Source organism: Aeromicrobium stalagmiti (genome assembly GCF_013283745.1).
Lineage (GTDB): Bacteria > Actinomycetota > Actinomycetes > Propionibacteriales > Nocardioidaceae > Aeromicrobium > Aeromicrobium stalagmiti.
Genome location: NZ_JABSTZ010000005.1, coordinates 62,462 through 74,296, shown reverse-complemented (window position 1 = coordinate 74,296; position 11,835 = coordinate 62,462). Strand labels below are relative to the sequence as shown.

Below are 11,835 nucleotides of genomic sequence, written 5' to 3'. Positions count from 1 at the left end.
GCGAAGGATGCGGTTAAGCCCGCTTCTTGAGCTTGCGCCGTTCACGCTCGGACAGACCGCCCCAGATGCCGAACCGCTCGTCGTGAGCCAGGGCGTACTCGAGACACTCTCCACGGACGTCGCACGTCAGGCAGACTCGCTTGGCCTCACGTGTCGATCCGCCCTTCTCGGGAAAGAACGCCTCTGGGTCTGTCTGGGCGCACAGCGCACGCTCCTGCCACATGAGTTCTTCATCGAGCTCTTGCGGCAGACCCAGATCGAATGACATACGTGGAATTACAGTCCTGTCACCTCTCACATGTCAAGCCGAATGGCAAGATTCATGAAATCTCCGGCGTGTCGCCCCCTTGCCCGTCGTCCTCGGGTGGCACGACACAATGGCGGACATGCGGATCACGATCGTCACCGGCGCCGACGGCGCCCCCTTCGTCCACGACCTGGCCGCGCGACTCGCGCCCGAGGACGAGCTCACCGTGATCGCTCCGACGGTGCGCGACCACTGGTCGGCGTGGCTGAAGGCCTCCCCCGACCTCGACGCCCTGCTCCTCGCCCCGGGGACGCCCGCGACGTACGCCGTGGCCGACCAGCTGCGCACGATCGAGTACTCCCCCGAGTGGCAGCGCACCAGCGACCAGACGGTCGCGACCCGTCTGGTCCGCACCGAGCTGATCGGCTCGGGCTTCTCGCTGACCGAGGCGACCCTCGCCGCGGCGACCCGCGGCGGCCTGCCGTACGGGCTGCTGCCGGTCTCGGAGGAGCGCGCTGAGCTGCACGTCGTGGTTGGCGACGAGCCGCGCGCGATCCACGTCGAGGAGTACCTCGCCGACCCGGCGGGCCACACCCCCAGCGAGACGGTGCTCGTCGCCGAGACCCTGTCGGTGTCCGCGACCGTCACCACGACGCTGCGGCAGACCGACGTGCTGGTGCTCGGACCGTCGAGCCGGACGCTCGCGATCGACCCGGTCCTGCGGACGCCTGGATTCCTCGACCTGGTGCCGGCCGACCTGCCGGTGCTCGTGGTCGAGCACGACGACTCCGCGCCGGCCGACCTCGTCCGGGTCGCCGGCCTGCGCCAGGACGATCCCGGCTCGCCCCAGCGCGTTGCCGCCGACCCCGCCGCGGTGCTCGAGCTGGCCAGAAAGGTGACGGCATGAAGACCCTCGACCAGCTGCTGCGCGCCAGCGCCGACCCGTCGCAGCCGCTGCTGACCTTCTACGACATGTCGACCGGCGAGCGGGTCGAGCTCAGCACCACGACGACGGCCAACTGGGTCGCCAAGACCAGCAACTTCCTGGTCGACGATCTCGACGCCGAGCCCGGCACGCGCGTCCGCATCGGTCTGCCGAGCCACTGGCTCACCGCGGTGTGGATCCTGTCGGCCTGGAACGTCGGCGCTGCGGTCGTCGACTCCGGGGCCGACATCGGGCTGAGCGGACCCGAGCTCGTCGGCGACGAGCCCCACCGGGTCGCCGCGTCGCTGCGGCCCCTGGGCGGCCGGTTCGCGACCGCCCCGGAGGGCTTCCTCGACCTCGGCGCCGAGGTGCCCGGGCACGGCGACCACTTCGTCGCGCTCGACCCCCCGGAGCCGTCCACCGTCGCGCTCGACCTCGACGGCGCCCGCAGGACCCACGCGGACGTCCTCGGGCAGATCACGCCCGACAGCGCCCGTCGGGTCGTGTCGCCGGGGACACTCGGCCGCGACGTCGAGCTGCTGGTCGGCGCCTGCGTCGGCGGCGGCTCGCTCGTGATCGTGGCGTCGGCCACACCCGAGCAGATCTCCCGCGTGGCCGAGCAAGAGGGCGGCAGGCTCGGGTAGCCGAATCCACTACACTCGTCGAGGCTGCGGCACGTGCCTTTCCGCAGGCCACGCCGTCTGAACAGTAGGGACCTCACACGATGACAACCGCCGAGGACGCGGCGCGCGCAGGCCTGATCAAGGTCGGTGGACGCCCTCCCCTCAAGACCTATGTCAGCGAGGTGTGGCGACGCCGTGCCTTCATCTTCTCGATGGCCAAGTTCAAGATCGAGTCGGAGAACCAGCAGAACTCCCTCGGCATGTTCTGGGTCATCCTCAAGCCCCTGCTCAACGCGCTCGTCTACGGCGCGATCTTCGGCTTCCTCATCGGCACCAACGGCCGCCCCGAGCACTTCGTCGAGTTCCTCATCATCGGCGTCTTCGTCTTCGAGTTCTTCGCGCAGTCCTGGACGAGCGGCGGCAAGGCCATCACCAACAACGCCGCCCTGCTCCAGAGCCTCGCGTTCCCGCGGCTGGCGCTGCCGCTCGCCGCGGTCACGCAGCGGTTCCTGCAGTTCCTGCCGACCGTCGCGATCATGCTGGTCTTCCTGCTCGTCAGCGGCAACGCCCCGACGTTCCAGTGGCTGCTGATCGTGCCGATCTTCACGCTCTACTTCCTGTTCAACTGCGGGCTGGCGCTCGTCACGGCCCGCCTGTCGGTGCACTGGCGCGACCTCAACAACTTCCTGCCGTTCCTGACCCGGTTCTTCTTCTACACGACCGGCATCTTCTTCAGCATCGAGAAGCGGTTCGCCGAGCACCCGACGCTGGTCAAGATCACCGACTTCCAGCCGATCCACGAGTTCCTCAGCCTGGCCCGCGCAGCCCTGCTGGAGGGACCCGACTACGGCATGAACGGCATCTACTGGGTCTATGCGACCGCGTGGTCACTGGGCCTGTTCGCCTTCGGCATCTGGTTCTTCTGGCGCGCCGAGGAGAGGTACGGACGTGTCGACTGACCCCACCATCCCGACCACAACCACGACCCCCGCCACGCCTGACGTCCCTGACGTCCCCGGCGGCGGCCGCAAGCCCGTCGTGATCGTGGACGACGTCCACGTCAAGTACAAGGTCTTCGCGACCGGCAAGCGCCCCACCGCGGCCGACCGCCGCTCGCTCAACCTCAAGGGCCGCGGCAAGCAGATGCGCACCGTGCACGCGCTCAAGGGTGTCTCGTTCACGGCCTACGAGAACGACAGCATCGGCGTCATCGGCACCAACGGCTCGGGCAAGTCGACCCTCATGCGGGCGATCGTCGGCCTGACCACGACCAGCGACGGGGCGATCTACGCCGCCTCGCGACCGAGCCTGCTGGGCGTCGGAGCCGCCCTCATCAGAGACCTGTCGGGCGACCGCAACATCATCCTCGGCGGCCTGGCGATGGGCTTCACGATGGACGAGATCGAGGAGAACTACGACGACATCGTGTCGTTCGCGGGCCTCGAAAAGTTCGTCGACCTGCCCATGCGCGCCTACTCCTCCGGCATGACGGCGCGGCTGAAGTTTGCGATCGCGAGCGTCAAGACGCACGAGATCCTGATCGTCGACGAGGCCCTCGCGGTCGGCGACCGCACGTTCCGTCAGCGCAGCGAGGCGCGCATCCGCGAGATCCGCGACAACGCCGGCACGGTCTTCCTGGTCAGCCACTCGATGAAGTCGATCAAGGACACGTGCAGCCGGGTCATCTGGCTCGACCAGGGCACGCTGATCATGGACGGCGACCCCGACGAGGTCATCGCTGCCTACAACGCGGCCCAGGACAAGTAGGGCGCACGGCTCCTAGCTCGCCGCACCACCGGCTCGCGCCTCGCCGGTGCTCGCCTCGCTCGTGCGCCAGCCTTCGCTCGCTGACGCTCGCTCGGCCCGAGATGGCGTGCTGATCAGCAGTCGGCGGAGAGGTCGTCGCTGTTGTTGGCCTTGCGACCCGTCGGGTCCTTGGTGGCTCCGTCGGTCGGCTTCTTGACACCCTCGGACTTGTCGATCGCCTTCTGGATCGCGGCGTGGATCGCGACGTAGTCGGGCGTGACGGTGTTGAAGTCCGGCGGCACGATCGAGACGGTGCGGATCTTGGTGCCGCGCGACTTGAGCGCCAGGTCGGCGAACCGGCCGAGCTCGCTGCGCGGGATGCTGGTGCTCAGCAGCTCCTTGCCGGACTGGGCGATGTCGACCGCGTTGACCACGACCTTGCTCGGGCTGAGCTGGTCGGCCATCGCCGCCATGAGGCACTTCTGCCGCCCCATGCGGGTGTAGTCGTCGGACTGCACGCGGCTGCGGGCGTACCAGAGGGCCTGCTGGCCGTCGAGCTTCTGGTCACCGATCTCGATGTAGGTCTGCTTGTAGGCGTCGTCCTTGCCGAACATCGCGATCCGGGTCTTGACGTCCATCTGCACGCCCCCCATCGCGTCGACGAGTCCCTTGAAGCCGTTGAGGTTGACCATGACGTAGTAGTTGATCTTGAGGTCGGTCGCACCCTCGACGGCGTCGATCGTCGCGTCGAGGCCCGGGTCCTTGCTGTCGGGGTAGAGATCAGTGCGGTCCTGCGCCGCGGTGTGCACCGCGTTGAGCAGGCAGGTCGGGCCGCAGTTGTAGCCGTTGGGATACAGCTGCAGCATCGGGCTGCCCTCGGAGAACGGGACGTTCTGCAGGTTGCGCGGCAACGAGACCAGCACGACCTTGCCGGTGTCGGCGTCGACGCTCGCGACGGTCAACGAGTCGGGGCGGATGCCCGTGCGGTCGGCGCGGGCATCGGAACCGACCAGCAGGATGTTGAAGCGTCCCTTGAGGGGCTCGACCTTCGCCTGCGGCTCCGGCTTCTGCGCGAACACCTCGCCGAGCGCGTCGTCGCCCTCGTTGATCGCCCGGGCCGCGTAGGCCGTCGAGCCGGCGACCCCGCCGATGATGGCGAGGTTGAGCACCGTGATGAAGGCCGCGCGCACGAAGTTGAGCCGGAACGGCGAGGCCAGGCGCCACGCGTCGAGGAACAGCACGCCCCACAGGACCGCGACCGTCACGAGCCCGGCGCGGGCAGCCAGCAGCACGTCAGCGTCGGTGAACCAGCCGATCACGGTGGCCCGGTCGGTGCTGTACCTCCAGAGCAGGTAGCCGCCGCCACCGAGGGCGACGAGCCACAGCGTCACGGCGAACCAGCCGACGATCTTGCGGCCCACCGCGATGTGACCTGCACCGGGCACGATCACGGTCATGAGGCACAGCAGGAGCGCGCGACGGAAGCGGACGCGCGGCGAGTCCAGGTGCTGATCCTGGTAGCCGCGGCCCAGGAGACTCGCGCGATGCGACATGTTCCCTCACGGTGATCCGGCCGACGAAGTATTCATTATGGACGATCCCGGCGTCATGGTCGGACCGAGTCCTGTGATCTCAGTGACTCCTCAGGACGAGGGTCTAGCAGGACGAGCCGAGGTCGCTGCTCTGGTTGGCCTTGGTGGGGTCGTTGTTCTCGCCGGACTTCGGCATCGTCAGGCGGGCACTCGTGAGGCCGACCTTCTGCGTCGAGCGTCCCTCGGCCTTGGCGACCGCCTTGGAGATCATGCGGCGGACCTTGGGGTAGTCGGGGTTGCCGGTGTAGATGACCGGCGGGACCAGCGAGACGGTCGAGACCTTCTGCGTCTTGGCCTTGAGCGTCAGGTCGGCGAACACGTCGAGGTCCTGGCGCGGGATGTTGGTCGACAGCAGCTCGGCGCCCGACTGGGCGATCTTGTTGACGTTGAACAGCACCTTCTTGGGGCTGAGCTGCTGCAGCATCGCGTTCATGACGCACTTCTGGCGGCCCATGCGGGAGAAGTCGTTGTTGTCGACGCGGCTGCGGGAGTACCAGAGGGCCTGGTCACCGGTGAGCTTCTGCTCGCCGGCCTCGATGTAGCCGCGGACCGGCGAGCCGATGCCGCCGATCGCGGTGCGCTGCTTGACGTCGACCGTCACGCCGCCGACGGCGTTGATGAGCTTGGAGAAGCCCTTCATGTTGACCATCGCGTAGTAGTTGAGCTTGAGGCCGGTGATCTCCTCGACGGCGCCCATCGTGGCGTCCATGCCGGGGTCCTTCTCGCCGAACATCGCCGCGTGGTCGTTGGCCCAGGTGTTGACCGCGTTGAGGTAGTTGCCCTCGCCGGTGAACCCGTCGGGGAACTCCTTGTCCATGACCGAGCCGGCCGGGAACGGGACGTCCTCGAGGTTGCGGGGCAGACCGATCAGGATCGTGCGACCGGTGTCCTTGTCGATGCTGGCGACCGTCAGCGAGTCAGGTCGGACGCCGCTGCGGTCGGGGCCGGAGTCGCCGCCGAGCAGCAGGATGTTGTAGCGGCCCGACTCGGGCTTGGAGACCGTGTCCGAGGCGAACACCGTGCCGATCGAGGAGTTGGCGGTGCTGACCAGGTGGGCCGCGAACAGCATCACGCCGGCGGTGACGAAGCACAGCGCGCTGTTGAGACCGGTCATCCAGAGACGGTGGTTGCGCCGCAGCTCGAGCGGACGTCCGAGGCGCCAGGCGTCGACGATCAGCGCGACCCACGCGACGGCACCGGCCAGCAGGATCCAGCGGCCCAGGGTGAGCGGACCGGACGAGTCGAGCGTCAGCGACAGCAGGGTCTGACGTGACGTGAGGGCCAGCAGGAGAACGACCGCACCGACGGCCAGGAACGCGAGCCAGACGCGCAGGCAGATGCGACCGACCCGCTTGTTGCCGGCGACGAGCTGGGCCGACCCGGGCATGACGAGCGTCATCGCCGTGAGGGTCAGGGCGCGGCGGAACTGGATGCGGGCCGATGTGTCGGCCGGGCGGGCGTACGACCCACCCAGCACACTCGAGCGAACGTCAGACATGGTGCCCTCACGTTGGGGAAGAGGCTGAGGCGATTCTCAGTATCCACACAAAGTCTCAATCCGAGGTTGAGGGCGCGCCGGGACGCGCCGAGGATTTTCCGATCGGGTCCCGGTCTGGCTGCCCGAGCCTCCGGGAGCGTTCCGGTACGGTCGTGCTCATGTCTGATGAGCGTCCCCAGGGCAACTACGGGTGGCTGTACGGGAACGACGAACCCACCCGTCCGGCCCCCCGTGCGGACGCCGCACCGCCTCCCCCGCCGAACGACCTGCCACCGCCCAACCTGCCGCCTCCGGGACGCCGTCCGGCCGGACCGACGCCGCCGGGCAGGCCGCGCAAGCGCTTCGGCAAGGGGCGCATCGTCCTGCTCGTCGTGCTCGCCTGGGTCGTGTTCCTCGTCGCCGTGCCGATCTGGGCGTGGGGCCAGATCGCCAAGGTCGACGCCTCCCCCGCCAGCGGACGTCCCGACGAGCAGCCCGGCACGACCTACCTGCTCGTGGGCTCCGACAGCCGTCGCGGCCTGACCAAGGAGGAGCAGAAGGAGCTGTCCACGGGCGGCGACAGCGGCGGACGCGGCCGCACCGACACGATCATGATGCTGCACACCGGTGACGGCCCGAGCATCCTGATGTCGATCCCCCGCGACTCGATCGTCGACATCCCCGGCTACGGCCGCACCAAGATCAACGCGGCCTACACCTACGGTGGCGCCAAGCTGCTGGTCCGCACGATCGAGGGCAACACCGGCATCCACGTCGACAACTACGTAGAGGTCGGGTTCGGCGGCCTGGTCAAGGTCGTCGACTCCCTGGGCGGTGTCGAGATCTGTCCGAAGGACGACATCAAGGACAAGGACTCGGGCCTCGACGTCAAGGAGGGCTGCCAGACCGCCGACGGGGCGACCGCGCTCGCCTACTCCCGCAACCGTCACTCGTACGCCACGCAGGACATCCAGCGCGTCCAGAGCCAGCGTGAGGTGCTGGGCTCGATCGCGGCAGAGGCCAAGTCGCCGTGGACCGTCCTCAACCCGTTCCGCTACGTGAGCGTCGCCAAGGGCGCGTCCGGGTCGCTGACGATCGGCGACGACGTCGGCCCGATCGCGCTCGGCAGGTTCGCGCTCGCGCTCTCGGCCGCCATGGGCGGCGACGGCCTCAGCTGCACGGTGCCGCTGCAGGACCTCGCCGTCAACTGGGACGCCACCCGGGCGCCGCAGATGTTCGAGTACATCCAGAAGGACCAGACCGCCAAGATCGGCTCGCTCTGCACCAAGGACGGGCTGCCCAAGGGCTAGGGCCCGTCACGGCGCTATCTCGAACCTCGGCATGCGTCCGCCGCGACGATCGTGAGGACGGTCCGGAGCCCCGCGTCGAACCCGCCGTCGGCCGGCGCGGCTCTCGGCATGATCTGACCCTAGTGGCGACACGTGCCGAAGGCCATGGGATCGACTCGATAGGTTGGGCCCATGACTTCAGCTGAACTCCCCGGCGCGCACGCGTACGGCATCGCGACCCTGACGGCCGACGGCACGGTGCTCGACGTCTGGTACCCCGAGCCCCGTCTGGGCCCGGCGCCCGAGGGCGAGACCGAGCCGGCCGAGCTGACTGCGCTCTCCGGCGACGACGAGGTGCGCCAGGTGCGCAAGGTCGTCGTGCTCGCCGAGATCGCCGACCTGCAGGCCCCTCCCGTCGACGCCTACGACGTCTGGCTGCGCCTGCACCTGCTGTCGCACCGGCTCGTCAAGCCGCACGGCCTGAGCCTCGACGGCCAGTTCGGCCTGCTGGCCAACGTCGTGTGGACGTCGATCGGCCCGTGCGCCGTCGCCGGCTTCGAGGCGACCCGTGCCCGGGCCCGCGCCGCCGGCCAGCACGTGCAGGTCACCAGCGTCGACAAGTTCCCGCGCATGACCGACTACGTCATCCCGTCCGGCGTGCGCATCGGCGACGCCGATCGCGTCCGTCTCGGCGCCCACCTGGCCGAGGGCACCACCGTCATGCACGAGGGCTTCGTCAACTTCAACGCCGGCACGCTCGGCACCGCGATGGTCGAGGGACGCATCTCGGCCGGCGTGACGGTGGGCGACGGCTCCGACATCGGTGGCGGCGCCTCGATCATGGGCACGCTGTCCGGTGGCGGCAAGGAGGTCATCACGGTCGGCGAGAACAGCCTGATCGGCGCCAACGCCGGCATCGGCATCTCGCTGGGCAACGACTGCGTCGTGGCAGCGGGCACCTACGTCACGGCCGGCTCCAAGGTGCGCATGCCCGACGGCACGATCACCAAGGCCTCCGAGCTGTCGGGCCAGGACGGCATCCTGTTCCTCACCAACAGCGAGACCGGTGCCATCGAGGCCCGTCCGCGCGGTGCCCGGACGGGCATCGAGCTCAACGCGGCGCTGCACGCCAACTAGATGGCGATCTGGTCGCTGCTCGACCTCGGGACCCGCTGGTGGTGGCGGGCGTGGGGGCAGCCCGTCGACCTCGCGGGCGACGACGCGTTCCTCGACGCCCCGATGCACGTGGCAGGCACCGTGGGCGACGACTGGCTCGCGGCGGCGGCCACGCAGTCCGGCACGCGACTGGTCGAGGGCGCGGAGGCGGGTCTGCTCCGCTCGATGGCCGACCTCGACGCGGGCTCCTTCCGACACGAGCTGGTCGACCCGGTGGTGCGTGACTTCTACGAGCACACCGCCCGGTGGCGCATGGAGGTCTGGGCCGGGTGGAACCCGCTGTTCAGGCCCGGCGGCGCCCTCATCCAGCGCTGGTTCGGTCGCCGGGTCGGGCAGCTGGCCATCCCGGTCGACCCGCTCTCGGTCTCCCGGGGCATGGACAGCCGGATCGTCACCTTCGTCGACGCCGACGACCGTCCCCGCGCCGCCGCCTGGATCCGCACCCTGCGCTCGACCGGGGAGTTCGTCTACAGCGGTCGCTATGCCGTCACGACCATCCCGTCGACCGGCCGCCCAGCCGTCCACGTGACCTTCCCGCTGGAGTCCGGCAACGTCCAGGTCTTCCTGCAGCCTGAGAACGATCCCGACGGCTCCCTGTGGCTGCGGTCCCCCCGCGGGCGGCACGGCGGGCTCGGGGCGTACGTCGTCGTCCGGCTGCGGGGGCGTGACCACGCGGCCAGACCACCGCTGGCCGAGACGTTCCACGTCTACGTCGACGAGGAGGGCGTGCTGCGCACCGACCACGAGCTCAGGTTGTGGGGGCGACGCGTCGTCCGGCTGCACTACCGCCTCGAGAAGCAGTCATGAGATTTCGCTGGTTCGTCGCGCTGGGGCTGTTCGCTGCCGCGGTGCTGGTGGCGACGACGCTGCGTGACCGCACTCCCCTGCGCGCGGAGTTCTGCGTCGCGGAGGTCAACGGCGTGCGCGCGCAGGTCGACCTCGAGCAGGGACGCTGGGCCTCGTTGATGGCGGCGATCGCCCAGCGCCGCGGCCTGCCGCCCCGGGCCACGACGATCGCGATCGCCACGGCGTTCCAGGAGTCGAAGATCCACAACATCGACTACGGCGACCGAGACTCGGTGGGGCTGTTCCAGCAGCGTCCCTCGCAGGGCTGGGGCACCGTGGCCGAGATCATGGACCCGCACTACTCGACCGGCGCGTTCTACGACGCGCTGGAGAAGATCGACGGCTACGGCTCGATGGACATCAACGACGCGGCGCAGCTCGTGCAGCGCTCCGGCTACCCCGGCGCCTACGCCCAGCACGAGGACTACGCCCGCGCCCTCGCCTCGGCGCTGCGGGGCTACAGCCCGGCGAAGTTCACCTGCCAGATCAACCCCGAGGGCGGCGGCAGCACGACCGCGGTGGTGCAGGACGTCGAGCAGGCCTTCGGCGACATCACCGTGGAGCGCGACGGAGACGACGCGCGCTATCCCCTGAAGGGCACGACGGCGGACGTCCGGGCCCGCGGCTGGGCGATCGCCCACTACCTCGTCGGCAACGCCTCCGAGCTCGGCATCAACCAGGTGTCGTTCAGGCGCCGCACGTGGACAGCCACGTCATCGCACGAGGGCTGGGTCAAGGACCTCGACGCCCCGACCGACCAGGTCGTCGTCTCGACCAACTGAGGCCGGCTCAACGGCCAGGTCAGGCGACCGACCTCAGCTGAGCCGCTCGACCGCCGCGGCGATGCGCTCGTCGGTGGCCGTGAAGGCAACGCGGACGTGCTGGGCGCCGGCCGCCCCGTAGAAGTCGCCCGGAGCGGCGAGGATGCCCCGCTCGGCGAGCCAGTCGATGGTGTCGCGGCAGGGCTCACCGCGCGTCGCCCAGAGGTAGAGCGCACCCTCGGAGTGCTCGACCGTGAAGCCGGCCGTCTCCAGGGCGCCCCGCAGGTCGGCGCGACGAGCGGCGTAGACCACCCGCTGCTCCTTGACGTGCGCGTCGTCGGCCAGCGCGGCCGTCATGGCGGCCTGCACCGGCGTGGGCAGCATGAACCCGAGGTGCTTGCGCACCGCGAGCAGCTCGGACACGACGGCCTGGTCACCGGTCACGAACGCGTCACGGTAGCCCGCCAGGTTGGAGCGCTTGGACAGCGAGTGCACCGCCAGGATCCCGTCGAACGATCCACCGCAGATGTCGGGGTGCAGCACCGACCAGGGAGTGTCGTCCCACGCGAACTCCAGGTAGCACTCGTCGGACACCAGCAGCGCTCCGCGGTCGCGGGCGAACTCGACGACCTTGCGCAGGTGGTCCTTGCCGAGGATCTGGCCGTGGGGGTTGGCCGGGGAGTTGATGTAGATCAGGGCAGGAGTGCGCGGACCGATCGCGATCGTGGAGTCGGCCGCGAGCACCTCGCACCCGGCGTAGCGCGCGCCCACCTCGTAGGTCGGGTAGGCCAGCTCGGGGATGACGACCAGGTCGTCGGGGCCCAGCCCCAGCTGCATGGGCAGGTTGGCGATGAGCTCCTTGGAGCCGACCGTGGGCAGCACCTGCGAGGGGCTGAGGCCGGTCACCTCGAAACGTCGCTCCAGCCAGTCGACGGCGCCCTGGCGCAGCGACTCCGGGCCGAACACCGTCGGGTAGCCCGGGGCGTCGGCGGCCGCGACGAGCGCCTCACGGGCGACGTCGGGCGTCGGATCGACCGGCGTGCCGATCGACAGGTCGACGATGCCGCCGCCATGGGCCGCCGCACGCTCCTTGGCCGCGGCGAGGGTGTCCCACGGGAACTCGGGGAACCTCGCGGAGACGGAGGCCATCGCG

General features: G+C 69.5%; 12 protein-coding genes. 8 read left to right on the top strand and 4 right to left on the bottom strand.

The annotated features are described in order from the left end of the window. Positions 1 to 13: 13 nt before the first annotated feature. Entirely contained in the window at positions 14 to 268 is a 255-nt protein-coding gene (locus HQK15_RS16815; protein ID WP_056212467.1) for a WhiB family transcriptional regulator, read from the bottom strand. Between the two features lie 118 nt (positions 269 to 386). Here HQK15_RS16815 and HQK15_RS16810 point away from each other — a divergent pair, with 118 nt between their 5' ends. The 4 genes from HQK15_RS16810 to HQK15_RS16795 all read left to right on the top strand — a co-directional run bounded on the left by HQK15_RS16810 (position 387) and on the right by HQK15_RS16795 (position 3,562). Next, on the top strand, positions 387 to 1,154 hold the full coding sequence (locus tag HQK15_RS16810) for a 2-phospho-L-lactate transferase CofD family protein (protein WP_173492668.1): 768 nt from the start codon (positions 387 to 389) through the stop codon (positions 1,152 to 1,154). Next, positions 1,151 to 1,816 (top strand): TIGR03089 family protein, encoded by a 666-nt coding sequence (locus HQK15_RS16805; protein WP_173492667.1) that lies wholly within the window; start codon positions 1,151 to 1,153, stop codon positions 1,814 to 1,816. The genes HQK15_RS16810 and HQK15_RS16805 overlap by 4 nt, the downstream gene beginning before the upstream one ends. A gap of 80 nt (positions 1,817 to 1,896) precedes the next feature. Continuing rightward, the gene (locus tag HQK15_RS16800) at positions 1,897 to 2,754 is read left to right on the top strand and encodes an ABC transporter permease (RefSeq protein ID WP_173492666.1); all 858 of its coding nucleotides are present in this window, start codon (positions 1,897 to 1,899) and stop codon (positions 2,752 to 2,754) included. Next, positions 2,744 to 3,562: an ABC transporter ATP-binding protein gene (locus HQK15_RS16795; RefSeq protein ID WP_367649230.1), complete on the top strand. Its 819-nt coding sequence runs from the start codon at positions 2,744 to 2,746 to the stop codon at positions 3,560 to 3,562. The genes HQK15_RS16800 and HQK15_RS16795 overlap by 11 nt, the downstream gene beginning before the upstream one ends. Positions 3,563 to 3,675: 113 nt before the next feature. Here HQK15_RS16795 and HQK15_RS16790 read toward each other — a convergent pair whose 3' ends face one another. Beyond that, positions 3,676 to 5,094: an LCP family protein gene (locus HQK15_RS16790; RefSeq protein ID WP_173492664.1), complete on the bottom strand. Its 1,419-nt coding sequence runs from the start codon at positions 5,092 to 5,094 to the stop codon at positions 3,676 to 3,678. Positions 5,095 to 5,197: 103 nt separating this feature from the next. After that, positions 5,198 to 6,631, bottom strand: coding sequence for an LCP family protein (locus HQK15_RS16785; protein ID WP_173492663.1), 1,434 nt, complete (start codon positions 6,629 to 6,631; stop codon positions 5,198 to 5,200). Between the two features lie 158 nt (positions 6,632 to 6,789). Between HQK15_RS16785 and HQK15_RS16780 the strand changes: the two genes are divergently transcribed. From HQK15_RS16780 to HQK15_RS16765, 4 genes are all read left to right on the top strand, one after another. Further along, positions 6,790 to 7,920 (top strand): LCP family protein, encoded by a 1,131-nt coding sequence (locus HQK15_RS16780; RefSeq protein ID WP_173492662.1) that lies wholly within the window; start codon positions 6,790 to 6,792, stop codon positions 7,918 to 7,920. Between the two features lie 171 nt (positions 7,921 to 8,091). Then, the gene (dapD, locus tag HQK15_RS16775) at positions 8,092 to 9,036 is read left to right on the top strand and encodes a 2,3,4,5-tetrahydropyridine-2,6-dicarboxylate N-succinyltransferase (RefSeq protein ID WP_173492661.1); all 945 of its coding nucleotides are present in this window, start codon (positions 8,092 to 8,094) and stop codon (positions 9,034 to 9,036) included. Then, positions 9,037 to 9,882 (top strand): hypothetical protein, encoded by an 846-nt coding sequence (locus HQK15_RS16770; RefSeq protein ID WP_173492660.1) that lies wholly within the window; start codon positions 9,037 to 9,039, stop codon positions 9,880 to 9,882. Beyond that, complete coding sequence (locus tag HQK15_RS16765) at positions 9,879 to 10,703, top strand: VldE C-terminal domain-containing protein (RefSeq protein ID WP_173492659.1); 825 nt, start codon at positions 9,879 to 9,881, stop codon at positions 10,701 to 10,703. The genes HQK15_RS16770 and HQK15_RS16765 overlap by 4 nt, the downstream gene beginning before the upstream one ends. Before the next feature lie 33 nt (positions 10,704 to 10,736). Here HQK15_RS16765 and dapC read toward each other — a convergent pair whose 3' ends face one another. Continuing rightward, on the bottom strand, positions 10,737 to 11,831 hold the full coding sequence (dapC, locus tag HQK15_RS16760; protein WP_217361794.1) for a succinyldiaminopimelate transaminase: 1,095 nt from the start codon (positions 11,829 to 11,831) through the stop codon (positions 10,737 to 10,739). Positions 11,832 to 11,835 lie beyond the last annotated feature (4 nt).

Bases quoted from the DNA above. Each gene is read 5' to 3' on its own strand.
- HQK15_RS16810 (WP_173492668.1), top strand. From the start codon at position 387: ATGCGGATCACGATCGTCACCGGCGCCGACGGCGCCCCCTTCGTCCAC.
- dapD (WP_173492661.1), top strand. From the start codon at position 8,092: ATGACTTCAGCTGAACTCCCCGGCGCGCACGCGTACGGCATCGCGACC.
- HQK15_RS16800 (WP_173492666.1), top strand. From the start codon at position 1,897: ATGACAACCGCCGAGGACGCGGCGCGCGCAGGCCTGATCAAGGTCGGT.
- HQK15_RS16785 (WP_173492663.1), bottom strand. From the start codon at position 6,631: ATGTCTGACGTTCGCTCGAGTGTGCTGGGTGGGTCGTACGCCCGCCCG.
- HQK15_RS16815 (WP_056212467.1), bottom strand. From the start codon at position 268: ATGTCATTCGATCTGGGTCTGCCGCAAGAGCTCGATGAAGAACTCATG.
- HQK15_RS16790 (WP_173492664.1), bottom strand. From the start codon at position 5,094: ATGTCGCATCGCGCGAGTCTCCTGGGCCGCGGCTACCAGGATCAGCAC.
- HQK15_RS16805 (WP_173492667.1), top strand. From the start codon at position 1,151: ATGAAGACCCTCGACCAGCTGCTGCGCGCCAGCGCCGACCCGTCGCAG.
- HQK15_RS16770 (WP_173492660.1), top strand. From the start codon at position 9,037: ATGGCGATCTGGTCGCTGCTCGACCTCGGGACCCGCTGGTGGTGGCGG.
- HQK15_RS16780 (WP_173492662.1), top strand. From the start codon at position 6,790: ATGTCTGATGAGCGTCCCCAGGGCAACTACGGGTGGCTGTACGGGAAC.
- HQK15_RS16765 (WP_173492659.1), top strand. From the start codon at position 9,879: ATGAGATTTCGCTGGTTCGTCGCGCTGGGGCTGTTCGCTGCCGCGGTG.
- dapC (WP_217361794.1), bottom strand. From the start codon at position 11,831: ATGGCCTCCGTCTCCGCGAGGTTCCCCGAGTTCCCGTGGGACACCCTC.